Source organism: Actinospongiicola halichondriae (assembly GCF_049103745.1).
Lineage (GTDB): Bacteria > Actinomycetota > Acidimicrobiia > Acidimicrobiales > Salinilacustritrichaceae > Salinilacustrithrix > Salinilacustrithrix halichondriae.
Genome location: NZ_CP171622.1, coordinates 193,573 through 219,827, shown reverse-complemented (window position 1 = coordinate 219,827; position 26,255 = coordinate 193,573). Strand labels below are relative to the sequence as shown.

The window sequence follows — 26,255 nt, the reverse complement described above, 5'->3', positions numbered from 1 at the left end:
CGCCTCACGGGTGGAGTCGCCGTGCGATTTCAGCGTCGATCATCGTGGCCACGGTGTCCGCGGCACGAACCAGCGGAGCCGTCTCTGCGTGGGAGCGTGCGAGGATCAAGGCTCCTTCGAAACAGGCAACCACCGTTGACGCAAGCTGTTCGGCCCGAATCTCACCGAGTTGGTCGCGCAAGGCCCGGGCGACCGTCTCGGTCCACGCCAAGAACGCCTCGGAACAGGCCGCGCGCAGCACGGCGGACTCGGCCGACATCTCCAGCACCACGGGAGCAACAGGGCAGCCTCCGTCGAACGAACTGGCCGACAACAGATCTGCGCTCGCGCTGAACCATCGGCGGATTCCGTCGGATGGCTGTTCTGCCTGTGCGAAACACTCGACGATCAACGCGTTCACCGACTGCTCGGCCAGCTTGACTGCGGCAACGCCGAGCTCCTCCTTACCGCCGGGAAAGTGGTGTTGCACAGAACCCCACGGCGTCGCGCCCTCCTGCGTCAGCACCCGCCACGACGTTGCGCGGTAGCCATGCCGCTGGAAGAGCGACATCGCCACCTCGATCATCCGTTCTCTGGTCTCGGTGGCCATGATCGCCCCTGCTGTCGCTGCCAGTACGACCGTACTACCCGTATGGGACGCGTACACAGTCGCTCTTCGAGCCGGAGCATCGGCGTCCGGACGCTCGAAGGACGACCATCTGACGGGAAGGTCTGTTTGCGCTTGCGGGTCCGAGCTCGTTCAGATCCTCGGGCGGAGCTGGCGGAGCGTCTGCGCGTGGTTGGAGCGCCACGGGGCGCAGCCGCACGCACGCATTCATCCAGCCGACTCCCGCAGCAGCGAGAGACGCTTCAGCGGACAGGACTGGCGATCGGGTTGCACCGAAGGTCATGGGGAGGCTCGTTGCCCGACGCAGTCCCGGAGGAACGCGAGGTGACCGGCGGGACGCGCCGTCTCGTCGATCATGCGCACCAGGATCTACCGAAGGTGCGACTGCATTTCACTGTCGACCCTTCTCAAGGCGTCACCACCGCACTCGCGCACGACACCAGTCGACCCGAAGTCGACGCGACACTCGGCGCCCACCGACCGCCGGATTCGCGACGGGCTCCCGGCGGACCAGGTGCCCCCGAACCTCGCCGGTGGACGTCTCCGAAGATGCGCCGATCTGCCGCACGCCGAGTCTCCGGAGATCGGATGATCGGCGTGTGCGATAGGGGGCGGACTCCGGCAAGCCTGTCGGACCCGACCTGTAGTCTGGGGATGTGAGCGATGATCGCATTTGGAGCGCCGAGGAACTCGAGAAGCTGACGCCCGCCGAGCGTCAGCGCCTACTCGACGAGCGGGTCGTCACTGACCTGTCGACGCTCCCCGACGAGTTCGTCGACAGAATCCGCCGGGAGGGCCGCACCCTCATGGAGCACCGCGGCACCACCTCCCGAGCCTCAGATGGCGGCTGAACGCCGCACCGTCCGAGTCTCCCCAGCGGCCTTCGACCAACTCGACACGCACCTTCCGCAAGACCGAGGTCCGCTCGGCGAGGCGTCCGTTGGCGACTTCATCGTTCTCGAACTTCCGGCTGTCGTCGAACGCTTCGCTTCGGGCTTCGATCATCTGCCCGAGATCATCGAAGGGACATCCGGAGGTCGGATGCTGATCGCTCCGGGCCTTCTGGTCCGCGCCTCTGTCGTATACGGCGTGCTCCTGGATGACGACACGATCGAGGTCGTCGGCATCAGCATCGACCGATGACAGCTCAGATCGACCGCTCGCGAACGGTTGATCTGCAGCACCCGCCAGTGCTGAGTAACAGCACGTCTCCCGCGGTCGCTGCCAGGAGATGAACTCGACGCTCCCGACCCGAGCACCACCGAGCGACCCAACCAGACTGCGGTCCACCCTCGAGGCGTGACTGAGAACGTGCCTGCCCTCGAACGTCGAGTGGCTCATCTCTGTCGTGTCCGCCAACAGGCCGACCGCGCCATAGCGATTCTTCGAGGCCCGGGAACGACGCAGCGAGCGGACTCGGCCTCACGCCGCCACCGAATGTGGTCTATCTGTGGTCTGACGGCCTCAGACCACACCCGGGACCGGAAGCGGAAAACCACCTCTGACCTGCATGTTTACCTTGGTCGGGTGGGGGAGATTTGAACTCCCGACCTCTGCGTCCCGAACTCTTTTCGGCCGGATCTCGACGGACGCCAGCGGACGCCCACGGCCGGAATCACCCGGGTTCCGGACCTCTGCGGACACCGGCGAACGTGAGCGGCCGCGGGATACACGCGGGATGGGGCTCAGGCAGTGATCCCTCCGTAGGCGATGCCGGTGAGGTGGGCCATGTCTCGGTCGAACGTGGTGAGGTCGTCGGGTCGGAACTGGTTGAGGTGCGTATGGCCGCACGCTCGGGCGAGCACCGACATGAGCTCGACCGAGGCGCACAGGAAGTTGTGTAGCCGGTGGGCGGCCTCGTCGACGGGGAGTCGGGCCCGGAGCTCGGGCTTTTGGGTTGCGATCCCGACTGGGCAGTTGTTCGAGGAGCAGGCCCGCATACCGAGACAGCCGATTGCCTGCATCGCCGAGTTCGACACGGCAACGGCATCGGCACCCAGGGCAAGCGCCTTCGCGAAGTCGGTGTGTGTTCGGAGCCCACCGGTGATCACCAAGGTCACGTCGCCTCGGCCGCGTGCGCCGAGGTGACGTCGTGCCCGCGCCAACGCCGGGATCGTGGGGACCGAGATGTGGTCTCGGAACACGACCGGCGCAGCGCCGGTGCCGCCGCCCCGGCCGTCGAGGATGATGTAGTCGACGCCGATGCGCAGGGCGGCGTCGATGTCGTCCTCGATGTGTTGGGCGGACAGCTTGACCCCGATCGGGATGCCGCCGCTGGCTTCGCGCACCTCGTCGGCGAGACGGCGGAAGTCGTCGTCACTGTTCAGGTCGGTGAAGGTCGACGGGGAGATGGCGTCGGTCCCCGGCTCGAGGCCGCGCACCTCGGCGATCTTTCCTCGAACCTTGATCCCCGGGAGGTGGCCGCCGGTGCCCGTCTTGGCGCCTTGTCCGAGCTTGAAGTGAAAGGCCTGGACATCGGCGACCTTGTCGAGCGACCAACCGAACCGACCCGAGGCCAGCTCGTAGAAGTACTTCGAGTTCTCGGCGTGCTCCTCGGGCAGCATCCCGCCCTCTCCCGAGCAGATCCCCGTACCGGCGAGCTCGGCGCCGCGAGCAAGCGCGACCTTGGCCTCCTCGGAGAGCGCACCGAAGCTCATGTCGCTCACCATCACCGGAATGTCGAGGCGGAGCGGCTTGTCGGCGTTGGCGCCGATCACGACGGCGGTGTCGACGGGGACGTCGTCGAGCTGAGGCGTGCGCGCGAGTTGCGCGGTGACGAACTGGATGTCGTCCCACTTCGGGAGTTCCTCGCGAGAGACGCCCATAGACGTCACCGGACCGTGATGCCCGAGATACTCGAGACCCTCGTTGGCCAACCGGCGAATCAAGCCGACGTGGGGTTCCTCGACGACGCCGTGCGGATCCTGGAACGCTCCCTGATATGCATCGCGGTCGAAGGGTTGCGGGTGCTCCTTCTCCCACGCCTGCAACTCGTCCAGGTCGATGACGAGCTCGTCACCATCGATCCACGACGAGAACTTGGCGAGCCGCTCGTTGTTGTCGTAGCTGGAGACGCCGGTGTGGAACACATAGTCCCAGCCGTGCACACCGCAGATCAGGTTGTTGCCGGACACATGACCGTCCGCCATCAACGCCCCCCGATGCAGGCACCGCCCGTAGAGGACCGAGTGGTTGTCGTCGTAGCGGACGATCACGAGGTCGATGTTCCCGACGAGCGCGCCGACGGGCTCGCGGTCGGGGATCTCGCTCCAGGTTGCGATCGGGTACGGGTTCATCGGTCGGTCCCCTTCGGTCGGGCGGGACCACACGGTAGGCCCGGGCCACTTGGACGGGGCATGGGCTCAGTCTTCGCCGTAGTCGTGGTCGGGGTAGTCGGTCTCACCTTGCCGCCAGTAGCCGCGGGTCTGGAGGCGTTTCGGGTCGACGCCGCGTGTGGTGCGGAGGTGGTTTCGGATGCCGCGCATCGCTGCCGCTTCACAGGCCACGAACCAGTCCGCGTCGAGGCCGGCGGGCAGGTCTTCGACGGCCGCTCGGAGGAGCGCGCCGGGCGGGTCCTGGGTGGCCGATCGGTGGAGCCATCTGACATCGAGGTCGCCGATCGTGCTGAGGGACCGCTCGTCGCTGCCGTCGTTGACTTCGCACAGGGCGATGATCTCGGTGCCGTGAGGTAGGGCTTCGATGACGGTTCCCGCTGCGGGGATGGCAGTGTCGTCGACTGCGATCACGAACACGCCGGACGGGGCTGCTGGCCGGTAGCGGCCGCCGGGACCCAAGACCGTCAGTTGGTCACCGGTGTCGGCCGATGCTGCCCACGTCGCCGCCACCCCGTCGCCGTGGAGGACGAACTCGATGTCGAGCTCGAGCGTGTCGGGATCGAACCGCCGCGGGGTGTAGGTGCGCATCGTGGGCCGGTCGCCGCCTGTGTCGAAGGCGATCTTGATGTGACCTCCCGGGCTCGGTGGCGTGAACTCGGCGAGCGAGTCCCCTCGGAGGGTGACCGCCACCACGCGGGGAGCCGGCCGGTGGATCCGGGTCACGCTCAGGTGATGGGGCGTGCGGCCCTTACGCTCAGGAGTGGACATTGCCGGCGCTCAGGATGACCATGTCGAGGCCGTCGGTTGCCGGGATGTGTCCGGTCAGGCCGAAGGCGTCGGCGGTTGCGGTGTCGGCACCGAAGACGTCGGCGAGCTGGGAGCGGCCGGTGGCGTCGAGTGTGATGATCGTCTCGCTTGTGTCGACGAAGAGGGCGGACTGGCCGGGGATGTTGTTGGAGAGCACCGCCGCGTCGCCGTCATCGACGCTCCACCAGTTGGCGATGAACGGTACGACCGCTGGTTCGCACGCGGCGTCGGGGACGATGCCGGTGGCGGTGAAGCCGTAGTTGTCCTGTCCGTTGTCGGGCTGGACCGTGACGGTTCGGTCGAGGACACACTCGTCGACGGTCTCATCGTGCATGTCGATCCGTGCGGGGGCGACGTTTTGGACACCGGCCTGGCGCATGGCGTTGCGGTAGATCGGCGAGTCGGAGTAGTAGGCGAAGACGTAGTTGTTGAAGTCGGCTCCGTTGACTCCGTCGTTGTTGAACGGCGTCGCCGGTAGGACCGAGGCGTCGACGGGGGTGCCGACGTGTGCGATGTGACGGTCGACCTGTGTCCGGGTGTTCCCGTTGCTGGTCACGGTGATCGAGTCGCACTCGAGGGTGCGGGTGATGAGGATGCCGAGCGCATCGGAGCCGGGGAAGACGAAGCCCTGGTCGGTGAGGCTGAGGACCGGCACGGTCTCGGGAACCCGAGCTTGGAGTTCCGACAGCGCGACGGTGGTGCCGGTCGAGAGCTCGGTACACGCCCCGAAATCGACTTCGGAGGTTCGAGAACCGCCTTGTCCGCCCGCGGCGCCGGCGGCGGACGGGATCAGAACGGCGATCAGGACGACGGCGAATGACACAGCCAACGGGCGGAGTCGCAACATGAGAGATCCTCTTTCGAACGGTGGAGATCGGTTCTGGACGATCGTCGCCGAACGATTCCGCGGGCACACGGTGCGCGCTGGACAGATCATGGTCAGCATGCGACATCTGTCGTGTTCGGACCGTGGGCTACCAGCTCCCGAACGGCGCGAGGAGAGCTATCGGCGGTCGCGGATGTCGCCGGGGAGCCCGCCGAGGTGGCGCTTGACGAACTTCGAGAAGTTCGATGGGTCGTGGAATCCGAACTCGGCGCCCACGCTCGCAATGGAACGATCGGTGTGGGTCAGCAGTCTGCGGATCTCGAGGGCGACTCGGTCGTCGAACACCTCCTTGGCGGTCTGGCCAGCGGCCTGACGGCACGCTCGGTCGAGGGTGCGTGTGCTGTACCCGAGCTCTCGGGCGAGGTCGACGACCGTCGGCCGCTCGTACAGACGTCGCTCGACGACCGCCCGGAAGTCCAGGTACGGCTGGGGCAGGCGGCTGCTTTCGGGGACCGACTCGGGGATCTCGAGGGCGAGGCGGAGCAACAGTGCCGAGAGGAGGGCGCTCATGAGTGCGATGTTGCGTGGCGAGCCGTCGAATCGGTCCTGTTCGTATTCGAGTTCACGAACCGAGTGCAGCGCCTTGTCGAGCGATTCGCCCTCGAGTTGCCACTTCGATGTGGCGTCGCAGCCCGGGAACCACACGGGAGCCTCCGGGTCCGTCGGGTGCGAATCGGTCGGCCAGACCACCATGCGTGCGTCGAAGGCCGGGTCGGGAACGAAGCGCTGCACCTGTCCTGGGCGCACGCGGAGGCACGTTCCTTCCGAGACCTGCACCGGCTCGAAGTCGACGACGTGGCTGCCCTGGCCGGCGGTGCACACGATGAGCAGGTGAAAGCCGACGCGCTGGCGATAGCCGAGTTCGCGGTCACGAGTTCGTTCGAGGATCGACGACCGGTCGACGACCTCGACGGGCAGCTTGGGGTGCCTGCGATGCGGGGAGTACTCGATTGCGACCGGGTCTCGATCCGCGAGGTGTCGCGATTCGACCATCGCCTGTCACCCTAAGACCACGACGAGCGTCGACTCGTCGTCCACGCTGGACAGCGAACGACACGCGCCCAACGGCAAGGAACCGATCTGATGCGAAACCCAGTCGCCGGACTGTACGAGGACCTGTTGGCCCGCACCGATGTCGCGCCCCGGTTCACCACCGGCGCGGCCACCGACACTCCGCTGCGGGGCAGCCAGTCCTCGACCGATTGGGCAGGAGACGAGATGGCATGGCTGGCCGACCATCAGGCCGCCGTACAGGTGATCAATCACATCGTGACCGACACCCAGGTCTCCTCCGAGTACAACCTGGCCATCACCCATGAAGGGACTCGCATCGACCTGCCTGTCCACCTGGTGGCGGATCTCGACGGCGACCGGATCGCTGCGCTTCGGGCGTACCACTCCACCTACCCGCTCACTGGCGCGCACCTGATCCGCCCGCCCGTGCTCACGCCCGACGCAGGTCTCGAACCAGCCCCACCGGTCGACGCGTACGAGGCAGCGATGCGAGCCGGCGACCCGGCAGCCCTCGACGCCTTGTTCGAGTCCGACGGCTACGTCCGCGAGCCCGCCGGCCCGTCGTTCAGACACCAGGGCGCCGCCAGGATGGCCTTCTACCGTCCGGCGTTCTCGGGCGGTCCGGTCCGTCTGCGGTTGTGCACCATCGTCGATGACGGTGCCGCGTTGGCCTTCGAGTACGTCTGCGACCGCTGGGGCCCGGCCGACCTCACTCCGCAAGCCGGCTCGGCGGTGTACGTGCGATCGCCCGCAGGCCTCCTCGAGGCCGTACGGATCTACGACGACGTCGCTCCCCCAGCCGAACTGTTCGAGTAGCGCGAGGATCGAGCGATCATGGAACTCGACGAGACCTCGACCACTCCGCTCGGCGGTGACCCGCAGATGGTCCCCGGCGACAAATGGATCCGCGGGCTCCTCGACGGCGAGACCGTCGTCGACTCCCGCAGCTACCAGTTCGTGTGGGAGGTCCCGTATTGGCCGTGGTGGTTCTTCCCCCGCGACCACATCAACGGAGACCTCGTCGCATCAGCCGACCAACACGCGCCGAGCCAGCTCCCCGATGGCGCCGTCCGCTACGACCTCCGATGTGCCGGCAAGGCGCTCGAAGGCGCCGCCCGCGGCTATCCCGACCACCCCGACCTCGCAGGTCTGGTGACGGTCGACTTCGATGCCCTCGACCACTGGTTCGAGGAGGACATCGAGGTCTTCGTCCACCCCCGGAGCCCCTACACGCGGGTCGATGCGCTCGCGTCCTCCCGCCACGTCGTCGTCTCACTCCATGGTGTCGTGTTGGCCGACTCCGACAAGCCCACCGTGCTGTTCGAGACCGGTGTCCCCGCTCGGTACTACCTCCCCAAGACCGATGTGAACCTGCGACTCCTCGCCGAGAACGACCGCCGCAGCTCCTGCCCCTACAAGGGCGACGCCACGTTCTTCGTCGGGCACGTCAACGACTCGCGCATCGAGGACATCGCCTGGACCTACACGCTTCCGCGCCCGGAGGTCACCCCGATCGCCGGGCACATCTGCTTCTACGACGAGAAGGTCGACATCGACATCGACGGCGAGCGCCAGCAACGACCACGCACGCACTTCCACTGACAAGCCCGACTGGCGGCAGCCAACCAGCGTGAGCAGACGGGGCTGCCGCAGGCTTCGGTGACAGATGACCTGGGGTCCCAAGCGATCCGCTGCGCACAGGACTTCGCCCTCGAGGAACGCGACCGCAGCCGCGACGTCCGATCTGGGTCCACGACCTGCGGTCACCCCGAAGATGACGAAAGCGTGCGTACGCAGCGGTCACCAGTTTCTCAGCGTCACGGCGCACCTCGACGGACGCGAACTCGCAGGTCAACGCAGTGCGGGGGCCAGCGGGTCGGCCGTAGAGACCCACTCGGGCGCCGACGAATGTGGTCTGTGTGTGGTCTGTCGCCCTCAGACGGCATCTGTGGACACGCCCATAAAACTGCCTCTGACCTGCATGTTTACCTTGGTCGGGTGGGGGAGATTTGAACTCCCGACCTCTGCGTCCCGAACCATGCGCCCACGAGTTGTCCACATGCCGCCTGACCTGCGTCTTTGCAGGTCATCGGTCATTTCCCCAACGGGAATCGTGACAGCCCGTACCTCCAGATCCTGCCCAATGGTGGTCCAGATGTGGTCTGTTTGTGGTCTGTACGGGGCGGGGCGGGACGGGACGGGGCGTGTGAACTCGGCCTGGCATGGACCACTGCCACCACCGAGGTACGTGCCGGCACAGCGGAACGGCCCGGGCCGAGGTCAGATCTCGCTGCCCAAGAGGTCGTCGAGGTCCTGCTTGTCGGCCAAGAGCCGGACCACATCGAGATGGTCGGAGCGCTCGAAGTAGAACCATCCGCACGGGTAGCCCTCGACGCCGACGCGGCGCAGCTCCGGGAGGCCGATGCGTTCGCCGACGAGCGGCGAGCCGATGCCCGGCATGTCCTCGACAGACCGGACAGCTTCGGTCGCCGCGGTGAAGAAATCGTTCCGCGATGCCGACACGTCGACGGGAGCAGCCGGGCCCGGCTCCGACGTGAAACTAACGATCCCTTGTTTGAAATCATGAAGGCCCAGTAGCCTGTCCGCAGGCAACCGAGGAGCACAGATGGGCCGTCGGGCAGGGGTCACCTCCGACGACATGAAGGACGACCTCCTCATCGCTGCGGCGCGCGTCTTCGCCCGGAGCGGGTTCGAGGCGGCGTCGGTCGCCGACATCTGCGCCGAGGCGAAGATGAGCACGGGCCCCGTGTACCGGCACTTCGAGTCGAAGCACGGTCTGTTCAACGCCGTGCTCGCCCACTACGGCCAGGACGAGTTCCGTCGGGTGATGTCGTCGGACGACGACTCGCAACCGAGCATCGCCGACGTGATCGAATCCGCCGGCCGCTCGATCGAGCGCCAGCCCACCGAATTGTCCAAGCTCGTCATCGAGGCCATCGCCATGAGCGGCCGGGACGAGTCGATCGGCTCGGTCGTCCGGTCCTGGCTCGAACGTGACGAGCAACAGCTCGCCGCGGAGATCGAGACCGCACAGGCCGCCGGCGAACTCCTCGGTGAGATCGACCCCGCGACCATGACCCGCATGGCGACGATCATCTCGTTGGGTGCGCACATGACCAATGCGCTCGGACTCGACCAACCGGACCAAGACGAGTGGTCGAGCCTCGTCGAGCAGCTGATCGGCGCACTTCGCACACCCCGATAGTCCGACGCAACCTCCTACCGCGAGACGAGAACTGCATGACCAGCTACTCCACCGTGTCCGACGATGCCCTCGCGGGCGCATAGAGCGATGCCGTACGAGACCGTGACGGGGTACTGCTGGCCGCAGTCGGTGGACCCGGGCCAGTCGGTCGCGCTCCATCTGTCCTCCGCCGGCGACCGCGTCGTCGATGTCGAGATCGCCCGCGTCGGCGCGGAACGCGCGCTGGTCTGGCGTGGCGAGGTCGCCGCCGAGTTCCACGACCTCCCCGCCGACGCGGCGACCAACGGCTGCGATTGGCCGGCAGCGAAGACGATCCCGGTCGGCGAAAACTGGGCATCGGGCTACTACGAGATGACGATGACGATCGAGGTCGACGGCAGGACGCGCCGAGACCACGCGTTCTTCGTGGTGCGGCCGACCGGGCGATCAGCGAACCGCATCCTGCTCCAGCTCGCCACCAACACCTGGCACGCGTACAACGACGTCGGCGGCACCAATCTCTATCTCGGAGCCACCCAGGCGTCACTGCTTCGGCCGATGACCCGGGGACTGCTCGAGAAACCACCGGGCGCCGGACGGCGGGTCGTGTCCACTACAGAGCCCGACCCCGACATGGCCACCTACAACGGCTACCTCCTGATGAACCGGCTGTCGTTCTGGGTCGGTTTCGCCGGTTGGCCGAACTGGGAACTGCCGTTCCTCTGCTGGGCGGAGCGTGAGGGGTACGGGATCGACGTGGTCTGCAACACCGACCTCGAAGACCACGCCGACATCGTCGAACGGTACGACCTGCTGTTGAGCGTCGGCCACGACGAGTACTGGTCGGCGCCGATGCGCGATACGGTCGAGGACTTCATCGCCCGCGGGGGCAACGTGGCCTTCCTCTCCGGCAACACTGCGTTCTGGCAGGTCCGACTCGAGGATCGAGTCGACGACCAGGGTCCGGCCACAACCATGGTCGGATACAAGTCGCAACTGAAGAAAGACCCGGTGTACGGCACTGAACGCCAGGCCGAGCTCACGAGTATGTGGTCCGACCATCTCGTCGAGCGCCCCGAGAACCACATGACGGGTGTCAGCTTCTCTCGCGGCGGCTATCACCGGATCGGAAAGCGGGTCACCAACGGGGCCGGCGCCTACACCGTCCATCGTGCCGACCACTGGCTCTTCGACGGCACCGAGATCGGCTACGGCGACGTGCTGGGCGCCGAGGCGACCGTGGTCGGCTACGAGTGCGACGGCTGCGACTTCACCTACGTCGACGGACTTCCTCATCCCACCGGCAGCGACGGCACACCTTCGGACTTCACCATCCTCGCCACCGCGCCCGCCGCACACTTCACCCGCACCACCTCGATGGCGGGGGTACCCACCGACCAGCCGTCCGAGCTCGAGTTCATCGCCTCTCGCCTCTTCGCCGAGCGGGACGACGCTGCGACGGCGCGGATTGCGAACGGCCATGCCGTGTTCGGCACCTACACGTCGCCGGGTGGAGGCACTGTCGTGACGTCAGGATCGACCGAATGGGCGCACGGCCTCGCCGAGCGCGATCCACAGATCGAACAGATCACCCGCAACCTGCTCGACCGCCTCGGCGGCTCGAGACGCTGAAGCGCGTCAGCCCACCCGGGGCAGTGCCAGCGTGCGTTCGATGTACTTGGTCAGCTGCTCGCGGATGAAGTCGTCGGCCTCGTCGGTGAGGCCGCCCTCCACGCCGCCGTAGATCGCGCCGGTCAGCGGCTTGGCGTCGGCGGGCTGTTCCTTGGCGTAGGCGATGGCCGCAGCGAGGTCCGTCTCCCAACGATCGAGGACGCCGGGCGCCGTCTGCGGTCGGGTCACCGACATGTGGACGGCGTCGGGGTACTGCTGACCGTTGAGGCGCCAGCCAAGCGACTGGAGGTGATCGTTGACGTGATAGATGTCGAGGTCGTCGCTGGTGAACGAGAAGCAGAACGTCGGCGAACCCATCAGGCGCAGCTCCGGATGCGACGTGACCGCGTCCTGCATCGCGTACGACGTCTTGAAGATCTGATCGGCGTACTCGCGATAGCCCTCCTTGCCCAGGCCGACGAGTGCCGCCCACGTCGCCGCTAGCAGGCCGCCCGAGCGTGAACCGTCGATGCCGGGCGAGTTGTACTTGCCACCGGTCCACTCGGGCAGGCAGTAGAAGACGCTGTTGCGCATCTCCTTGTCCCGAAACGCGGCAACCGAGGTGCCTTTGAACCCGTACCCGTACTTGTGGGTGTCGGCCGAGATCGTCGTGACGCCGGGGAGGCTGAAGTCGAACGGCGGGATGTCGTAGCCGAGGTCGCGCCCCCAGGGCAGGATGAACCCGCCGAGGCACCCGTCGACGTGGAGACCGATGCCCCGCTCGAGTGCGAGATCCGACATGGCCTCGATGTCGTCGATGGTGCCGTAGGGGTAGTTGCCGGCCGAGCCGATGATGGCGATCGTCTGATCGTCGACCATGTCGGCCATCGCCGCGACGTCGACCTGGGTCGTGTCCGGATCGATCGGTGCGACGCGCATCTCGATTCCGAACAGAAAGCACGCCTTGTCGAACGCGGGGTGTCCGGTCGCGGCCTTGACCACGTTCGGCTGGGTGACTCCACGCTCCGCGCCCGCGATGCGGTAGGCGAGCATGGCGTGGCAGATGCTGCCGGTGCCGCCGGTGGTCACGAGGCCCGCCGGCTCGGCGTCGGTCACTGTGCCGGCGCCCAACATGTCGAGAGTCATGGCGATGATCTCGCCCTCGAACTTCGTCGCGCTCGGGCACAGGTCTCGCTGCAACGAGTTCATGTGGCCGAACATGCCGAACGCTTCGGCCATGAAGTCGTAGTGCTCCTCGTCGCCCGAATACAGGGTCCCCGACGCCTGGCCGGTGTTCCAGTTCACGCGCTCCGCGTCGGCCATGTGCCGGATCTCGGCGAGCACGTCGTCGGTCGAGCGTCCCTTCTCCGGGAAGGTCCGATTGACCTCGAAGGTCTCGGCGTAGGGAAAGTTGCGGTCAGCCATTGGGGGCTCCTGGTCACGGGGTCGGCGAGTTGTCGTCCGATGTTGGGCGAACGGCGGCTGATACGCGGGCGGCGGCGTCGACGAGTTCTTGGCGTGTCTGGTCGGCCGTGATGCCGGGGCATCGTCCCACGATTCGGTACTCCTATCGTCGACCCGTCTAAAGTAACAAGCACTTGATTGTTGGTCAATCGCCCGCCGCCATCGCAGGAGCCCTCATGCCGAGAATCGACGAAGAACTCCCGCCGACGGTCAGTTCGTTTGCGAACGACGTCCTCGCCGACCACGACGCCGTTGCCCTTGCCGAACTGGTTCGCTCGGGCGACGCGGCACCGGTCGAGCTCGTCGATGCCATGATCGCCCGGGCGGAGGCTGCCGCTTGCCTCGACGCGATCTCGGTCACCGACTACGAACGGGCCCGCGCCATCGCCGAACGCCGACCCATCGGAGCGTTCGGTGGTGTGCCGACGTTCATCAAGGACAACACCGCCGTCGCCGGCCTCCGCACCGGCCACGGCAGCGAGACCGTCGCCGCTGCCGCTCCTTCCACCGCCGACGGGGCGCCGACCGAGCTGTTCCGCAAGCTGGGCACGATCGTGATGGGGACCACAAGGCTCCCCGAGTTCGGGCTGATCTGTTCCACCGAGTTCCCCGACGCTCCGCCCGTGCGCAACCCGTGGAACACCGGGCGCAGCGCCGGCGCGTCGTCCGGTGGCGCGGGGGCGCTGGTCGCCGCCGGCGTCCTGCCGATGGCACACGCCAACGACGGCGGCGGATCGATCCGCATCCCGGCCGCGGCCAACGGCCTCGTCGGGATGATGGGCACCCGGAAGCGCGTTGTCCAGTCCAACGCCAAGGTGCAGGATCGGATGCCGGTCGACATCGGCTACGAGGGCGTCCTCACCCGATCGGTCCGCGATCAGTGCGCCTTCTTCGAGGCCGCAGAACGCGAGTACCACCACCCGCCACTCCCGCCGATCGGGCTCGTCGACCGACCGTTGGACCGCCCACTCCGCATCGCGTTCCACCGCGACTCCCCCGTGAGTCCTGTCGACGCCGCCGTGTCTGATGCGGCGACGAAGACGGCCCAACTCCTCGCATCCCTCGGTCACGAGGTCACCGAGGTCGAGCCTTCGGTCGGCCCCGACTTCGCCGACGACTTCGTCCTCTACTGGGCGCTGGCCGCCCTCACCGTGGAGCGCTTCGGCCAACGCCTCCTCGAACTCGACTTCGACCGGGAACTACTCACCCCGTTCACCCGCACCCTCGCCCGCCACGCTCGCCGGAACCTTCACAAGATGCCGGGCGCGATTCGCCGACTGAAGGCCAGCACGCAACAGGTCGACGCCGCGCTCGGCAACCACGACGTCATCCTCCATCCGACCGTGGGCTCCGTGACGCCCGAGCTCGGTTGGATCCACACCGGTCTCGACTTCGACACGGTCATGCCGCGGATGCTCACGTGGGCGACCTTCACCGCCCTCTACAACGCCTCGGGCCATCCCTCGATCTCGCTACCGCTCGGCCATGACGAGCCCACCAACACGCCAATCGGCATGCACTTCTCCGCCCGTTGGGGTCAGGAGCGCACGCTGCTCGAACTGGGCCTCCAACTCGAAGAGGCCAGCCCATTTCGGAGCGTCGGATCACCCAGGCGCGACGTGCGCGCAGGACCTCACGCGCCTCGCTCGAACGACACGACCTGACGACGAATGCTTTCGGCCACGACCACCTGCTGGCTCAACCCACCGTCACGGCGCACGTGACGGCGCGCTTCGTGCTCGAGACGATCGAGAATCGCTGCGGGACCTGATTCCTCGAGCCTCGTCAGAACCGGTACCGCGTCTGGGCGAATGGCCCCTTGGCGAACGCCAGCACCTTCACGGGGACGACTTCGAAGACGATCGCCGAGCCGGCACGGTCGTGGAACATTCCGTCGGCGACGGTGAAATCCCAGTCGCCGTGGTACTTCGATCGCCAGAGGTCGGCAAGGATGCCTAGTTCCGTGTCGGACTCGATACGTGCGGCGGTTCCCTCGACGACCAGGTCGAGACCTTTGTTCCACTTGTTGCATCCCGTCGTCGAGCGCGATGCGCGGGTTCCGATCGATGTTCACCGCTTTCTGCTCGGTCGGGCCGGTGCAGAAATGGAGCCGGTTCTCGTGCCATACGGCCGGCAGAGGCGTCACGTGCGGGCGACCGTCGGAACGTACGGAGGAGATCCAGAAGAGCTCCGCCGTCTCTATGACACGAAGGGCCTCCGCCCACGGTGTCGGGCCCGCGCCGGGTTCGCTGAACCTGAGGTCCTGTTCGACGGTTGGGGCCGTCATGTGAGCGCAGTCGTGTTCGTGACGTCGTATTGCCGCACGTCGGCGTCGACGATGCCACCGCGTTGCTCGTCGCTTGGCCCGGACCCTCGGAATCGCTCGACCGCCTTGACGCTTTCCCACTGCTCGAAGATGTTGACGCGATCCATCTCGATGGCGTCGGCCGAGAGGTGAAACGCGAGACAGCCCGGAGCCGAGCGCGCAGCGACCATCACTTCCCAATGGCTCTCGAGTAGGGCGTGGCGGTTGTCGGGTTCGACGGTGAGGTGACCGGCGACGATGATCATGGCGGGGAGCCTTCTGTGTAGATGACGGGTACGGGCGCGTTGCGCGTTGGTTGTTCGCTCACCCGTACGTGGGCTGCTGAGGCCACCCGTCGGGGCTGTCCTCGTAGTCCTGCTGGCGTCCGTAGACGGTGCGGTCCCAGATGGCCGGGACCGGCAGGATCGCCTCCGTACCGCGTCGCTCGGTGCGGTAGGTGAGGAAGATGCCGTCGTCGGTGCGGAGGAGATACGAGTAGCCGGGCTGGTCCTGGCCGTCGACGGTCCAACCCCAGTCGGTGTTGAAGGTGTTGTCCGACGATGACACCCAGGTGATGTGGTCCCAGCCCAGCCGCTCCTGCCAGCGCTGCAGCTTGTCGAAGGGAGCGCGGGACACGACCGCGAACGCGACGCCCTTCGGAGCCAGCAGGTCGACGAGTTTCGTCGGGAGGTTGTCGACCGCCCACGTGCAGCTCGGACAGCCATCGTCCCAGTCCGGGTGGAACATGAAGCTCTGCACGACCAGCTGTGGCTGATCGTCGAACAGCTCACTCAGCCGGACCGGGCCGTCCCGGCCGACGAACACGTAATCCTCGATCGGCGTCATCGGCAGCTGCCGACGCCGCGCGGACACGCTATCACCTAACCAGGTGAGCTCCTTCTCCACCTCCAACTGCTGGGCCAGCAATCGTTCGTACTCGTCACGGTCAACGGTGGGTGGTGCCGGTGCCGTCTGTATCGGCTTCGCCATGATCCTCTACTCCATACCGGTTGCAATACGCAATCGGTTTGATGGTAGCTAGACTGCTTGCATGTCGCAACCGGTAGATCAGGCCATGCTTCCGGTCGACGGCGGTCGGTCGGGGTGCCCCATCAACATGACGATGGAGCTGTTGGGCGATCGTTGGAGCCTGGTCGTCCTGCGCGATCTCATGTTCAGCGACCGCACCGGGTTCCGCGATCTGCTGCACCACTCGCTGGAAGGCATCGCCAGCAACGTCCTGGCCGCCCGGCTCTCCAAGCTCGTCGCCGCCGGCCTCCTCACCCGCCACCCGAACCCCGATCACCGCCAGCGGATTGACTACCGACTCACCGAAGCCGCCATCTCCCTCGTCCCGGTCATCGTCGAGCTCGGAGCCTGGGGAGCCGCTTGGCTACCCACCACAACCGAGCTGGCGGTGCGAGCGCACCTGCTCGCCGAAGGTGGCGACGACATTCGCGAGCGCTTCATGGACGAGCTCCGGACCATCCACCTCGAACAGCGACCACGGCCGGTCGACGGCGTCCTCGACGAACTCGACGCCGCCTTCGCTTCCGTCACCAGCGATTCTGGCGGCGAGGCCACCACCGGCTGAGCCGATGATGGACCACGGTGGACACGCCTGCGCCCACCGCGAGAAGCGCAGGGAGAAGCTCCTCATCGGTAGGCCAGCGACGTGGGCTATCGTCACGACTCGTCCTCGTACTGGTCGTGGCGGCGGAACCAGGACATGTCCCTTAGTCGGGTGGGGGAGATTTGAACTCCCGACCTCTGCGTCCCGAACCAGGCGCACACAAGTCATCCATGAGCCAGCATCGAGGTACGTGCCGGCACAGCGGCGCGGCCCGGGCCGTGGTCAGATCTCGCTGCCCAGCAGGTCGTCGAGGTCCTGCTTGTCGGCAAGGAGCCGGACCACATCGAGATGGTCGGATCGCTCGAAGAAGAACCATCCGCACGGGAAGCCCTCGACCCCCACGCGGCGCAGCCCCGGGATGCCGATGCGTTCGCCGACGAGCGGCGACCCGATGCCCGGCATGTCTTCGACTGAGCGGACTGCTTCGATCGTCGCGGTGAAGAACCGCTCCGCGAGGCCAACGCCCTCGGCGGCGGCGTAGTAGCGGGCCCGCTCGACAAGATCTTGTTCGGCCAACGGCCGGGTCCTGGCCGGCTTCACTCCCCCGGACCGACGGCGAGATCTCGCAGTTCGCCGACACGCTGGTCGTCGAACGGCCGGCCCTCACCAGACTCGAGCCCGTCTGCGATCAGAGATCTGAGACGGAGTGAAGCCTGCTCGCGGCGATCTTGGCGGATCAGATCACGCAAGTACTCGCTCGTGTTCCCGTACTCCCCCGACTGCACACGCTCATCGACATAGCCGCGCAGTTCCTCCGGGATGGCGAAGCTCATCGTGTTCCTACTCACGCCCGCCACCTTGACTCAACTATCAACTGTTGTCAACAGGCGAATGTGGGCCCCACGGGAGCCGGACCGACACCGAGGCGCCGATCTTCGGCGGGCACGTGGCCCCGGCCCGGCGGACGGCGCAGCAGCAGCGACGACGCTCCGCGTGATGACTACCACCGCGTCATGCTCAAAGAACTCAGCGTCACCCCGAACGACGCTCTTCTGGCCGAGCTCAACCAACCACTCGACCCGACCACAGTGGTCGAGCCGTACCCCGAAGTGCTGAGGGTCTTGGACGAGCTGCGAGCCAAGGGCCTACAACTCGGCGTGGTCTCCGACGCCTCGCCGAACTTCCCACGCTCCACGACGGTGTCGGGCTTGGTGGCTACTTCCAGGCGTATGCGATTTCGGCCGTGCTCGGCTGCACCAAGCCCGACCCACGCATGTACCGCCACGCGTCCGAGTCACTGGGCCTCGAACCGGAGCAGTGCCTGTTCGCCGACGACCGGACCGACCTCGTAGAGGCAGCGCTCGACCTCGGCTACCCCGGGGTCGTCGTGGCACGCGCTGAGGAGGACATCCCTGCCGGCGTGAACTTCGTGACGGATCTGACTGGCCTGCTGAACCTCGTGTATGCACGCACGACGCGCCGATCTCCAGCACCCCAGCGACTTCGAGATTGGACGATCGGTTCGATTGATCTGTGCGGCCGAGTCACTCGATCGCGAGGCGTTCGAGGGCCACGCCGGCAACCTCGGCGATGAGGTCGAAGTCCTTGTCCACGTGGAGGACGGTGAGCTCGGACAATTCCGCGGTTGCGGCGATCAACAGGTCCGGGACTGACGGGGCTCGGTGTTGCCCGCGCGCGGCGAGCATCGTCTGGAGCTCGACTGCTCGGTCTTCGATCCGGGGTGTGAGGTACTCGACTGGCATCGACGCGATGGGCGGGTCAGAGAGCAACGTGTGGTGATCGGCCGCGGAGCGGGCTGAGTACCCGACCTCGAGACGCGTCACCGTCGAGATGCGGACGAGCCCTCGCTCGATTCGGCTCGCCCACTCCACGGCATCAGGCGCTCGGTGGAGTCTCGAGATTGCGGACTTGTCGATGAGCCAGTCAGTCACGACCAAGCACCCGACATCACGTCCGGGTCGTCGAGGTCCTGCGCGAGCGACGCGGCCTGGGCGAGGTCTTCGACCGAGAGCGCGGCGGTAGGGACTCGTTCACGCTCGAGGGCGCGACGGAGGTACTCCGTTCGTGAGAGCCCGACCCGCTTCGCCTTCGCATCGATCACCTTCAGCAACTCCTCTGGCACGTCTCTGATGAGGATGTCGGTCATGTTGCCTCCGATCTGATATCAGATGCTATCACTCACGTTCCGAACCGCTCTGCCGGTGGACGGTGGCTCAATACGCGCCGATAGCTCGTGGTGCTTGCCGCTCGCGATGTGGTGATCGGTCGACGCAATATCTGGTGTCCCAGGCCGCACTTCGAGGATGGTTACCCGGCTTCGACGAACGTGCCCCGTGAAAGCACGGCGGCGATGAACTCGCGATTCGGGTGACGGCGCCGGTTGAGTGCCTCGATGACATCTGCAACGTCGAATTCAACGGAGCGATGTTCGACCTGCACGTCATCAGCCTTGCCATCGATGAGCATCCAGCTGGCCGAGCCGAGCCTTCGCGGCAGCCCCACGCTTCCGGGGTTCAACACCCGCACTCCTACGACTTCCCGGTCGGTGGGATCGTGCGTATGACCGCCCACCACCCAGTCGGTGTCAACGCCGAGCAGGAGACGAGCGATCTCCTCATCGGAGGAGGACATGTCGAATCCGGGACCGTCATCTGAGCCAGGCGACGCGTGGACCCCTAACAGTCTCGTACCGTCGAGAAGCACCGTTCGCTGGTGGTCCGGAAGCTCATCGAGGAGGCGGAGCACACCCGCCTGGTCGAGTACGCCGCGGGTCCATGCAGCCCCGGCCGCCATGAGGCCGTATCTCCGAACGAGGTCGGTATCGCCAGACGCAGCCTCAGGCGTCGCGTGTGGATGGGGTTGATCGTCGTTCAAGACGTATCTGTCGGTGTTGCCAGCGACGAACGAGACATCCTCGAGAGCAGCAAGCATCTCGAGCACCTCGACGGGATGAGGCCCGAACAAGACCAGGTCCCCAAGCGCCCACCAACGGTCGACGCCAAGACGCGCACCGTCGTCGAGGACGGCTCGCAGCGCATTGCCAACGCCGTGAATGTCCGAGATGACTCCGAGTCGCACGACGACACCGTACTGACCTAGCTGCTTCTCCTACCGCCGGGCCAAGGGCACCCGCGAAGCGCCGATCGGCGCGCTCGCGGTGTGAGGACCGGCGCGTTCTGATGCGCGCGTTCTGTGCGTTTTGGTCGGGCGCCAGAGTCGTCATTCTGGGCGACCGCTCAGCGGCGGAGCGTGACGTGAGGGCAGGTGGCGAGGTCGCCTCAAGAGTCGCCCGAGCGGGTCACCGGCAGGGTCGCACGTGGACGGCTGAACCGATCGGTTTGAACCCGGCAGCGAGGAACGCCCGTAGCGACTGTGCGTTGCCGGGCGCTACCTCGGCGACAACAATCTGGCCCTCGGCGACCAGACCAAGGGCACTTCGCACGAGTTGGCGACCAATGCCTTGGTTTCGCCTCTCCGGTGCCACCTCGACGCTGACTTCGATATGTCCGCCGATGCCGATCCCGCGGGTCACGAGGCCGCGATCATCGCCGAAGACACGCACGCCTCGCCGCAGGGTCCGAGCATGTTCCACTCGGGGGTGATCTTCCAGATCGTCGCGGGCTGGAAGCACTGGCTCGCCGAGGCCCTTGGCCGCGAGCAGGACGTCGTGGCTCCCGACCTCGCCGCGCTCTCCCGCCAGCCAGAGCAGGAACCGGGGAGTGACTGCACCGCCGAAGCCGTCGGGTTGCTGTGCGGCAACGACGTCGAAGGACAGGGCAGTGGCGATCACTGCGTGGCCAGTGAACGCGACGACGGTCTCGAGTGTTGGGTGCGACCGCGCCACCACGGTCATGCCGCCATTGGCAGCGGGGAACCGACCCGCGCACGCCGCATCGATGAGCTCGCCGAGATGATCGCTCACAGGACAAGGCTCATAGGGGGTCTTCCGGAGGATGGGCAACGAGATCAAATGCGACGAGCCTCAACTCACTGGGGAACACGGCCGACAGCGCAGCGTGCAACGGCACCGAGTGTGAACCCGCCAACGGGTGAACCGACCCTGGCGAAGAGAGCCTTGCGTAGACGATCGCGATCGGCGTCGCTCAACGAGACGCAGTACGCCCCGGCGGGGCCAACGCCTGCGAGGAGGCCACCCCACAGGTCGTCGAACGACGAATAGGTCGACGACGTGGCCAGCGTGGACTCCTCGATGTGCTCGATTCCAGCGGACGCGAAGACCTCTCGGATCTCTCCCGGCCTTCCGAACCTCAGAGTCCGAGCCTCATCGGGAGCGTCAGGATCGATGCTCAACGCGGCATCCCAGAAGGCGCGCAGCATCTCCATCCCGTCGTCGAAGTCCCACACGCAGGCCGAGACGCTTCCCCCAGGTCGAACGACTCGCGCCATCTCTCGCGCAGCTTGTTCAGGCTCTGTGACGAAGTGAAGCACCAACTGCGCCATCACGTGATCAACAGTGCCGGTCTCGAAAGGAATCGCCTCGGCAGAGCCCGGCCTCACATCGACACCGGGGTGCCGCGCGGAACAATCGTCGCGGAACGACGGCGACGGGTCGCAGGCGTAGACGGAGTTCGCTCCGAGCCGCGCGACCAAGACACCGGTGAGCGCACCAGGCCCACAGCCGACATCCAGCGCCGTGTCGCCCGCAGCCACACCAGCTGCATCACAGAACTCTGGGGCCAGGCCGAGCGAATAGCGCCCCATGAACGAGTCGTAGGTCTTACCTTCGACAGCGAATGTGCGCGCACCGTGAACCTCGTCCACTGGGACCTCCATAGCCGGGATGACCAAGCGTATGAGACGTCGGCACCGACCGCTCGGCAGCGGACCTACCCGTCTCCCACCGTCGGAACGGAGGTACCGAATCGGCAATCTGGCACGGCCGAGCGGCGCACATAACGACGGCACGCACGACACGCGCGGGTCTCTCCTAACCGGCGTTCGCGCGGACGTCTTCCGCTACGGACGACGCTGTGCCTGGATCACCCGATGACCACTAGTACGGGTACGCAGACGTCACGAATTTCTGCGGGGACGATCAGCCGCTCGGCAACTCAACCTCGTCGCGTTTCCGCTGGTCAGCGCCTCTGCGGTCGAATGGTGATGTGCTCGGGCAGCCGACAGGACCGACGAGATCGCATCTCGAACTCTGGCGAATGTGGTCTTTCTGTGGTCTGGCACCCTCAGACCGGGTCTGTGGATACGACCAGAAAACCGTCGCTGAACTGGACTTTTACCTTGGTCGGGTGGGGGAGATTTGAACTCCCGACCTCTGCGTCCCGAACCACGCGCGCCGGAGTTTTCCACATGTGCCGTGACCTGCACTTTCGCAGGTCAGCGGCGGTTTTGGGCCGGCTCGCCGTGACAACCCGTACTTTCAGATCCCATCCTCGCGTGGTCTGAATGTGGTCTATTTGTGGTCTGTACGGAATGGGACGGAGAGCGCGAACTCGTCGCGTGGTGGGACAGGACGAAACGCCGAGAAACGGGCCGGCACGGCCCGAGGTCCTGAACCCGATCAGGCCTCGCCGCCCAGGAGATCATCGAGCTCCTGCTTGTCGGCCAGGAGCCGGACCACATCGAGGTGGTCGGGGCGTGCCTCGTGACCACGTGACGTCCTCCGACCCGTCGGGTAGCCGGTCCGCCACCCGATTGAGTCCCCAGGTCACCGCGAGGTCGCCCTCGACGACCACGTTCAGCTCTGGCATCGTCCATCGAAAGTCGTCGCCAGCACGCTCGAAGCCGCGGCGGCACTCCTCCCGAATCATGGCAATGTCATCGAACTGCAGAGGGCTCGAGTGTTACGGGAGGCCGCGGGCCGCGAGGTCACGGCCTTTGTTGGACACCCACAAACTCCGCGATGAGTTCGCACGACTCGGTTAGCGAGACGAGGGCGCTCATGCCCTCCGTCGCAGCCCCCGACCCGCATCTCCCACCGGAGCGGGTGCCCGGACACGCTGGATCGCGGGCACCTCTGGCGCCCCCGCGCATAGCCGCGCGCCGACAACCCGCTTGGCGCGTCGAGATTTCCGCTCGCGTCTGGAGCCCGCGGTCAGAGCAGTCGGTGTGCGGTGCCGGAGTGGACCGCCCGGATGGCGAAGCTGGAATGGATCTTGGCCACGCCGGGGAGCAGCGCTAGGTGAGTGCGGTGTAGGCGCTCGTAGTCGGCTACGTCCGCCACGACCACGTGCAGCAGGTAGTCGGCGTCGCCGGCCATGAGGTGGCAGCTCATCACCTCCGGAGCGTGAGCCACCACTGCCTCGAAGGCGTCAAGCAACTGCTCCGCCTGACTCTGCAGCGACAGCTCCACGAACACATGGGTGCCTCGCCCAATCACCGCCGGATCGAGCACGGCGACATACCGGTCGATCACGCCCGCCACCTCCAGCCGACGCACCCGGCGTAGACAGGCCGACGCCGACAGGTGAACTGCCTCGGCCAGGGCCGCGTTGGTGATGCGACCGTCCACCTGTAGAAGGTTGAGGATTGCACGATCGGTTGCGTCAAGGGAGGCCGACATGCTGATCATGCACTCTACTGCCCATAGACCACGAAATCTTGCGTGATATTGCATTTCGACACAGCATTACGCACACACCTGCCGCACGGCCCGTCGTATCGTCAGGCACACCTAGTAGGAGGCTGATATGCGAGTCGGGACCGTCATCGAGGTGAAGGCTGCGGAGAGGCGCGTGGGGCTGACGCCAGCAGGAGCCCGCGAGCTAGTCGCACACGGGCACGAGGTGGTGGTGCAGGCCGGCGCGGGCATAGGCATCGGAGCGTCCGACGACGACTACGAGAGTGCCGGTGCCCGTCTGGTCCAAACAGCTCAGGCGGTGTTCGAGGCGGCGGAGCTGATCGTCAAGGTCAAGGAGCCACAGGCGGCTGAGCGGGCTCTGCTCGAGCCTCGCCACGTGCTGTTCACCTATCTACACTTGGCGCCCGATCCCGCGCAGGCCGAGGACCTCGTGGCATCGGGGGCGAGCTGCATCGCCTACGAGACCGTGACCGACGACGCTGGTCACCTCCCCCTACTGGCGCCCATGTCGAAGGTGGCAGGACGCATGTCGATCCAGGCCGGCGCCCACTGCCTCGAGAGTCCGCAGGGCGGGGCGGGCCTGCTTCTCGGCGGCGTTCCTGGAGTGTCGCCGGCGGAAGTAGTCGTGCTGGGTGGGGGGGTCGTGGGCGAGAACGCCATCCAGATGGCGCTGGGGCTGGCCGCTGCGGTCACCGTCGTCGACCGCGACGTGCATGTACTCGACCGGTTGTCTGCCCGCTTCGGACCGGGTCTGCGCACGGCGTACTCCACTCGTTCGGTCGTGGACGAGCTGGTGACCGCCGCCGACCTAGTGATCGGGGCAGTGCTCGTTCGCGGCGCCCGAGCCCCCCACCTGGTGACGGCCGAGATGATCCGGCGCATGCGGGTCGGCTCCGTCGTGGTCGATGTGGCCATCGATCAGGGTGGTTGCATCGAGACTGCGCACGCCACCACCCACGACGAGCCAACCTTCGTCGTCGATGGGGTCGTGCACTACTGCGTGGCCAACATGCCCGGCGCAGTGGCCCGAACCGCCACCTACGCTCTCAGCAACGCCACCCTCCCCTTCGTACTCGCCCTGGCGGAACGCGGGTTGGAGGGGGCGCTGGCCGTCGACCCCCACCTGCGCCGCGGCCTTAACGTGTGCAGTGGACACATCACCGATGCTGTGGTCGCCGAGGCGTTGGGTCGCAACCACACGCCCGCCGAAGAGGTGCTGAAGGTTGCTGCCTGAGGGTTGACATCGATGACGTAGAACGGACCACATCGATGGACCGCTACGCCTGAGTTGCTTGCGGCGGGAGCCGAGGGGCCGGAACCCGTCCCCGACAACTGTTGTGGCAGCCAATCGCAGGACCTGCGTTCAGGTAGATGTCATGTGCGACCGCCGTCGCAAACGCAGTCAGCCATCACCTCGCCACCGTCATCTCGGCCATCGCCTCAGTGAGCACCTGACGCAGGATGCCATTGATCTCCTCGAACTGTGCGGGACCTGCGATCAGCGGAGGTGATAGCTGCACCACGGGCTCGCCGCGATCGTCGGCCCGGCAGATGAGACCGAGCTCGAGCAACCGGTTCGACAGAAAGTTGCGCAGGAGGTGATCGCTCTCATCGGAACTGAAGGTCTCGCGCCCGTCGCGATCCTTGACGAGCTCGATGCCGTAGAAGAAGCCCGCACCCCGCACCTCGCCCACGATGGGCAAGTCGGCAAGGTCGTCGAGCGCTGCGCGAAACAGCGGTTCGTTGGCACGAACGTGCTCGAGCAAGCCCTCGGCTTCGAACACGTCGAGGTTGGCCAAGGCCACGGCGCAGCTCACCGGATGGCCGGCGAAGGTGAACCCGTGCAGAAACGAGTTGCCCGTGCCGATGAAGGGCTCGGCCAGGCGATCGCTCACGAGCATGGCACCGAGCGGCGCGTAGCCCGAAGTGATGCCCTTGGCCGTGGTGATGATGTCTGGCTGATAGTCGTAGCGCTCCGATGCGAACCAATACCCCAGCCGTCCGTAGGCGCAGATCACCTCGTCGGACACGAGCAGCACCCCATAGCGATCGCAGATGGCCCGCACCTCAGCGAAGTAGCCCTCCGGCGGGACGAAGCAGCCGCCGGAGTTCTGCACCGGCTCCAGGAACACCGCTGCCACCGACTCTGGGCCCTCCCGGATGATCATCGCCTCGATGTCGGCGGCGCAGCCCAAGGTGCACGCATCGGCATGGGCGCACAACGAGCAACGGTAGCGATTGGTGTTCGCCACCTTGCGGGCGCCGGGCACAAGCGGTTCGAAGGGCATGCGGATCTCGGGCAGGCCAGTGATGGAGAGGGCACCCATGGACGTCCCGTGGTACGACAGGTGCCGGCTGATCACCTTGTGGCGACCTGGCTCGCCGGTGGCCCGGAAGTACTGCCGGGCCAATTTCCACGCTGACTCCACGGCCTCGGACCCACCCGTCGTGAAGAACACCCGGTTGATGTCGCCAGGTGCCAGCGCGGCCAGGCGCGCCGCAAGGCGGGCTGCAGTGGGGTGCGCGTAGGTCCAGATCGGGAAGTAGGCGAGCTTGGCCGCCTGCTCAGCAGCCGCGTTGACCAGCTCCATCCGACCGTGGCCCACCTGACTAACGAACAGCCCGGCCAGGCCGTCGAGGTAGCGCTTCCCGTGGTGGTCCCACACGTAGCAACCCTCGCCACGCTCGATGATCCGCGTCTCATCCAAACCCGACTGCATGGTGGTGAAGTGGCCCCACAGGTGGCGCTCCGCTAGCGCTGACAGGTCCTCGTTCATGCTCCGGGCTCCAACATCTGCTGAGGGAAGGATTGCAACCGATTCAATCTTACAAACGCGCTCCACGCAAGATATCCTTGGCGTACCGACCCAA

Annotated in this window: 27 protein-coding genes and 2 pseudogenes; 10 read left to right on the top strand and 19 right to left on the bottom strand. The window is 66.3% G+C overall.

All coding sequences use genetic code 11. The annotated features are described in order from the left end of the window. Positions 1–4 precede the first annotated feature (4 nt). On the bottom strand, positions 5–589 hold the full coding sequence (locus AB8619_RS01180) for a TetR/AcrR family transcriptional regulator (protein ID WP_436794635.1): 585 nt from the start codon (positions 587–589) through the stop codon (positions 5–7). A gap of 674 nt (positions 590–1,263) precedes the next feature. Between AB8619_RS01180 and AB8619_RS01175 the strand changes: the two genes are divergently transcribed. Together AB8619_RS01175 and AB8619_RS01170 are read left to right on the top strand one after the other, a co-directional pair. Next, entirely contained in the window at positions 1,264–1,458 is a 195-nt protein-coding gene (locus AB8619_RS01175) for a hypothetical protein (RefSeq protein ID WP_436794634.1), read from the top strand. Further along, positions 1,448–1,750, top strand: coding sequence for a hypothetical protein (locus tag AB8619_RS01170; RefSeq protein ID WP_436794633.1), 303 nt, complete (start codon positions 1,448–1,450; stop codon positions 1,748–1,750). The genes AB8619_RS01175 and AB8619_RS01170 overlap by 11 nt, the downstream gene beginning before the upstream one ends. A 542-nt stretch (positions 1,751–2,292) precedes the next feature. Here the strand turns inward: AB8619_RS01170 and AB8619_RS01165 are convergent. The 4 genes from AB8619_RS01165 to AB8619_RS01150 form a co-directional block, all read right to left on the bottom strand. Then, positions 2,293–3,903: a glutamate synthase-related protein gene (locus AB8619_RS01165; RefSeq protein ID WP_436794632.1), complete on the bottom strand. Its 1,611-nt coding sequence runs from the start codon at positions 3,901–3,903 to the stop codon at positions 2,293–2,295. A gap of 66 nt (positions 3,904–3,969) precedes the next feature. After that, entirely contained in the window at positions 3,970–4,710 is a 741-nt protein-coding gene (locus AB8619_RS01160; RefSeq protein WP_436794631.1) for a siderophore-interacting protein, read from the bottom strand. Then, positions 4,697–5,596: a hypothetical protein gene (locus AB8619_RS01155; RefSeq protein WP_436794630.1), complete on the bottom strand. Its 900-nt coding sequence runs from the start codon at positions 5,594–5,596 to the stop codon at positions 4,697–4,699. Before AB8619_RS01155 ends, AB8619_RS01160 begins: the two co-directional genes overlap by 14 nt. Positions 5,597–5,752: 156 nt before the next feature. Then, positions 5,753–6,628 carry an AraC family transcriptional regulator gene (locus AB8619_RS01150; RefSeq protein WP_436794629.1) on the bottom strand — a complete coding sequence of 292 codons (876 nt, stop codon included), beginning with the start codon at positions 6,626–6,628 and terminating at the stop codon, positions 5,753–5,755. A gap of 90 nt (positions 6,629–6,718) precedes the next feature. Here AB8619_RS01150 and AB8619_RS01145 point away from each other — a divergent pair, with 90 nt between their 5' ends. Both AB8619_RS01145 and AB8619_RS01140 read left to right on the top strand, forming a co-directional pair. Beyond that, positions 6,719–7,465, top strand: coding sequence for a hypothetical protein (locus AB8619_RS01145; protein WP_436794628.1), 747 nt, complete (start codon positions 6,719–6,721; stop codon positions 7,463–7,465). An 18-nt stretch (positions 7,466–7,483) separates the two neighbouring features. After that, positions 7,484–8,251, top strand: coding sequence for a DUF427 domain-containing protein (locus tag AB8619_RS01140; protein ID WP_436794627.1), 768 nt, complete (start codon positions 7,484–7,486; stop codon positions 8,249–8,251). A gap of 678 nt (positions 8,252–8,929) precedes the next feature. Here AB8619_RS01140 and AB8619_RS01135 read toward each other — a convergent pair. Further along, a complete protein-coding gene (locus AB8619_RS01135) occupies positions 8,930–9,109 on the bottom strand; it encodes a hypothetical protein (RefSeq protein ID WP_436794626.1) in 180 nt (59 codons plus the stop codon). Between the two features lie 166 nt (positions 9,110–9,275). Between AB8619_RS01135 and AB8619_RS01130 the strand changes: the two genes are divergently transcribed. Then, positions 9,276–9,875 carry a TetR/AcrR family transcriptional regulator gene (locus AB8619_RS01130; protein ID WP_436794625.1) on the top strand — a complete coding sequence of 200 codons (600 nt, stop codon included), beginning with the start codon at positions 9,276–9,278 and terminating at the stop codon, positions 9,873–9,875. Positions 9,876–9,962: 87 nt separating this feature from the next. Then, positions 9,963–11,486, top strand: coding sequence for a N,N-dimethylformamidase beta subunit family domain-containing protein (locus AB8619_RS01125; RefSeq protein ID WP_436794624.1), 1,524 nt, complete (start codon positions 9,963–9,965; stop codon positions 11,484–11,486). 6 nt (positions 11,487–11,492) lie between these two features. Here AB8619_RS01125 and AB8619_RS01120 read toward each other — a convergent pair whose 3' ends face one another. Next, positions 11,493–12,890, bottom strand: coding sequence for a pyridoxal phosphate-dependent decarboxylase family protein (locus AB8619_RS01120; RefSeq protein ID WP_436794623.1), 1,398 nt, complete (start codon positions 12,888–12,890; stop codon positions 11,493–11,495). A gap of 215 nt (positions 12,891–13,105) precedes the next feature. Between AB8619_RS01120 and AB8619_RS01115 the strand changes: the two genes are divergently transcribed. Continuing rightward, positions 13,106–14,593, top strand: a complete 1,488-nt coding sequence (locus AB8619_RS01115; protein WP_436794622.1) for an amidase — start codon at positions 13,106–13,108, stop codon at positions 14,591–14,593. Between the two features lie 437 nt (positions 14,594–15,030). Here AB8619_RS01115 and AB8619_RS01110 read toward each other — a convergent pair. The 3 genes and pseudogenes from AB8619_RS01110 to AB8619_RS01100 form a co-directional block, all read right to left on the bottom strand. Beyond that, positions 15,031–15,216, bottom strand: a pseudogene (locus AB8619_RS01110) (pyridoxamine 5'-phosphate oxidase family protein); the annotation flags it as partial. Further along, entirely contained in the window at positions 15,213–15,500 is a 288-nt protein-coding gene (locus AB8619_RS01105) for a putative quinol monooxygenase (protein ID WP_436794621.1), read from the bottom strand. The pseudogene AB8619_RS01110 and the gene AB8619_RS01105, both read right to left, overlap by 4 nt. Before the next feature lie 58 nt (positions 15,501–15,558). Beyond that, complete coding sequence (locus tag AB8619_RS01100; RefSeq protein ID WP_436794620.1) at positions 15,559–16,224, bottom strand: DUF899 family protein; 666 nt, start codon at positions 16,222–16,224, stop codon at positions 15,559–15,561. Positions 16,225–16,285: 61 nt separating this feature from the next. On the opposite strand from AB8619_RS01100, the gene AB8619_RS01095 reads away from it, so the two are divergent. Then, positions 16,286–16,828 carry a winged helix-turn-helix transcriptional regulator gene (locus AB8619_RS01095; RefSeq protein ID WP_436794619.1) on the top strand — a complete coding sequence of 181 codons (543 nt, stop codon included), beginning with the start codon at positions 16,286–16,288 and terminating at the stop codon, positions 16,826–16,828. A gap of 261 nt (positions 16,829–17,089) precedes the next feature. On the opposite strand, the gene AB8619_RS01090 is transcribed toward AB8619_RS01095, so the two are convergent. Together AB8619_RS01090 and AB8619_RS01085 are read right to left on the bottom strand one after the other, a co-directional pair. Next, positions 17,090–17,383, bottom strand: coding sequence for a type II toxin-antitoxin system RelE/ParE family toxin (locus AB8619_RS01090; RefSeq protein ID WP_436794618.1), 294 nt, complete (start codon positions 17,381–17,383; stop codon positions 17,090–17,092). Positions 17,384–17,403: 20 nt separating this feature from the next. After that, positions 17,404–17,655, bottom strand: a complete 252-nt coding sequence (locus tag AB8619_RS01085) for a type II toxin-antitoxin system ParD family antitoxin (RefSeq protein WP_436794617.1) — start codon at positions 17,653–17,655, stop codon at positions 17,404–17,406. A gap of 329 nt (positions 17,656–17,984) precedes the next feature. Between AB8619_RS01085 and AB8619_RS01080 the strand changes: the two are divergent. After that, positions 17,985–18,401, top strand: a pseudogene (locus tag AB8619_RS01080) (HAD family hydrolase); the annotation flags it as partial. Here the strand turns inward: AB8619_RS01080 and AB8619_RS01075 are convergent. From AB8619_RS01075 to AB8619_RS01050, 6 genes are all read right to left on the bottom strand, one after another. Next, positions 18,352–18,759, bottom strand: a complete 408-nt coding sequence (locus AB8619_RS01075; protein ID WP_436794616.1) for a PIN domain nuclease — start codon at positions 18,757–18,759, stop codon at positions 18,352–18,354. The pseudogene AB8619_RS01080 and the gene AB8619_RS01075 sit on opposite strands and share 50 nt — an antisense overlap. Next, positions 18,756–18,974: a type II toxin-antitoxin system VapB family antitoxin gene (gene vapB / locus AB8619_RS01070; RefSeq protein WP_436794615.1), complete on the bottom strand. Its 219-nt coding sequence runs from the start codon at positions 18,972–18,974 to the stop codon at positions 18,756–18,758. Before vapB ends, AB8619_RS01075 begins: the two co-directional genes overlap by 4 nt. A 161-nt stretch (positions 18,975–19,135) precedes the next feature. Then, positions 19,136–19,906 (bottom strand): metallophosphoesterase family protein, encoded by a 771-nt coding sequence (locus AB8619_RS01065; RefSeq protein ID WP_436794614.1) that lies wholly within the window; start codon positions 19,904–19,906, stop codon positions 19,136–19,138. A 220-nt stretch (positions 19,907–20,126) separates the two neighbouring features. Continuing rightward, positions 20,127–20,750, bottom strand: a complete 624-nt coding sequence (locus AB8619_RS01060) for an N-acetyltransferase family protein (protein ID WP_436794613.1) — start codon at positions 20,748–20,750, stop codon at positions 20,127–20,129. A gap of 65 nt (positions 20,751–20,815) precedes the next feature. Next, entirely contained in the window at positions 20,816–21,610 is a 795-nt protein-coding gene (locus AB8619_RS01055; protein ID WP_436794612.1) for a class I SAM-dependent methyltransferase, read from the bottom strand. A gap of 1,288 nt (positions 21,611–22,898) precedes the next feature. Continuing rightward, positions 22,899–23,366, bottom strand: a complete 468-nt coding sequence (locus AB8619_RS01050) for an Lrp/AsnC family transcriptional regulator (protein WP_436794611.1) — start codon at positions 23,364–23,366, stop codon at positions 22,899–22,901. Positions 23,367–23,493: 127 nt separating this feature from the next. Here AB8619_RS01050 and ald point away from each other — a divergent pair, with 127 nt between their 5' ends. Beyond that, complete coding sequence (gene ald, locus AB8619_RS01045) at positions 23,494–24,618, top strand: alanine dehydrogenase (protein ID WP_436794610.1); 1,125 nt, start codon at positions 23,494–23,496, stop codon at positions 24,616–24,618. 175 nt (positions 24,619–24,793) lie between these two features. Here the strand turns inward: ald and AB8619_RS01040 are convergent, their stop codons facing one another. Further along, entirely contained in the window at positions 24,794–26,161 is a 1,368-nt protein-coding gene (locus AB8619_RS01040; RefSeq protein WP_436794609.1) for an aspartate aminotransferase family protein, read from the bottom strand. Positions 26,162–26,255 lie beyond the last annotated feature (94 nt).

Coding starts and splice junctions, on each gene's coding strand:
- AB8619_RS01120 (WP_436794623.1), bottom strand. CDS start 12,890: ATGGCTGACCGCAACTTTCCCTACGCCGAGACCTTCGAGGTCAATCGG.
- AB8619_RS01115 (WP_436794622.1), top strand. CDS start 13,106: ATGCCGAGAATCGACGAAGAACTCCCGCCGACGGTCAGTTCGTTTGCG.
- AB8619_RS01145 (WP_436794628.1), top strand. CDS start 6,719: ATGCGAAACCCAGTCGCCGGACTGTACGAGGACCTGTTGGCCCGCACC.
- AB8619_RS01160 (WP_436794631.1), bottom strand. CDS start 4,710: ATGTCCACTCCTGAGCGTAAGGGCCGCACGCCCCATCACCTGAGCGTG.
- vapB (WP_436794615.1), bottom strand. CDS start 18,974: ATGACCGACATCCTCATCAGAGACGTGCCAGAGGAGTTGCTGAAGGTG.
- AB8619_RS01105 (WP_436794621.1), bottom strand. CDS start 15,500: ATGATCATCGTCGCCGGTCACCTCACCGTCGAACCCGACAACCGCCAC.
- AB8619_RS01170 (WP_436794633.1), top strand. CDS start 1,448: ATGGCGGCTGAACGCCGCACCGTCCGAGTCTCCCCAGCGGCCTTCGAC.
- AB8619_RS01150 (WP_436794629.1), bottom strand. CDS start 6,628: ATGGTCGAATCGCGACACCTCGCGGATCGAGACCCGGTCGCAATCGAG.
- AB8619_RS01155 (WP_436794630.1), bottom strand. CDS start 5,596: ATGTTGCGACTCCGCCCGTTGGCTGTGTCATTCGCCGTCGTCCTGATC.
- AB8619_RS01040 (WP_436794609.1), bottom strand. CDS start 26,161: ATGAACGAGGACCTGTCAGCGCTAGCGGAGCGCCACCTGTGGGGCCAC.
- ald (WP_436794610.1), top strand. CDS start 23,494: ATGCGAGTCGGGACCGTCATCGAGGTGAAGGCTGCGGAGAGGCGCGTG.
- AB8619_RS01100 (WP_436794620.1), bottom strand. CDS start 16,224: ATGGCGAAGCCGATACAGACGGCACCGGCACCACCCACCGTTGACCGT.
- AB8619_RS01125 (WP_436794624.1), top strand. CDS start 9,963: ATGCCGTACGAGACCGTGACGGGGTACTGCTGGCCGCAGTCGGTGGAC.
- AB8619_RS01180 (WP_436794635.1), bottom strand. CDS start 589: ATGGCCACCGAGACCAGAGAACGGATGATCGAGGTGGCGATGTCGCTC.
- AB8619_RS01135 (WP_436794626.1), bottom strand. CDS start 9,109: ATGCCGGGCATCGGCTCGCCGCTCGTCGGCGAACGCATCGGCCTCCCG.
- AB8619_RS01140 (WP_436794627.1), top strand. CDS start 7,484: ATGGAACTCGACGAGACCTCGACCACTCCGCTCGGCGGTGACCCGCAG.
- AB8619_RS01165 (WP_436794632.1), bottom strand. CDS start 3,903: ATGAACCCGTACCCGATCGCAACCTGGAGCGAGATCCCCGACCGCGAG.
- AB8619_RS01050 (WP_436794611.1), bottom strand. CDS start 23,366: ATGTCGGCCTCCCTTGACGCAACCGATCGTGCAATCCTCAACCTTCTA.
- AB8619_RS01095 (WP_436794619.1), top strand. CDS start 16,286: ATGTCGCAACCGGTAGATCAGGCCATGCTTCCGGTCGACGGCGGTCGG.
- AB8619_RS01130 (WP_436794625.1), top strand. CDS start 9,276: ATGGGCCGTCGGGCAGGGGTCACCTCCGACGACATGAAGGACGACCTC.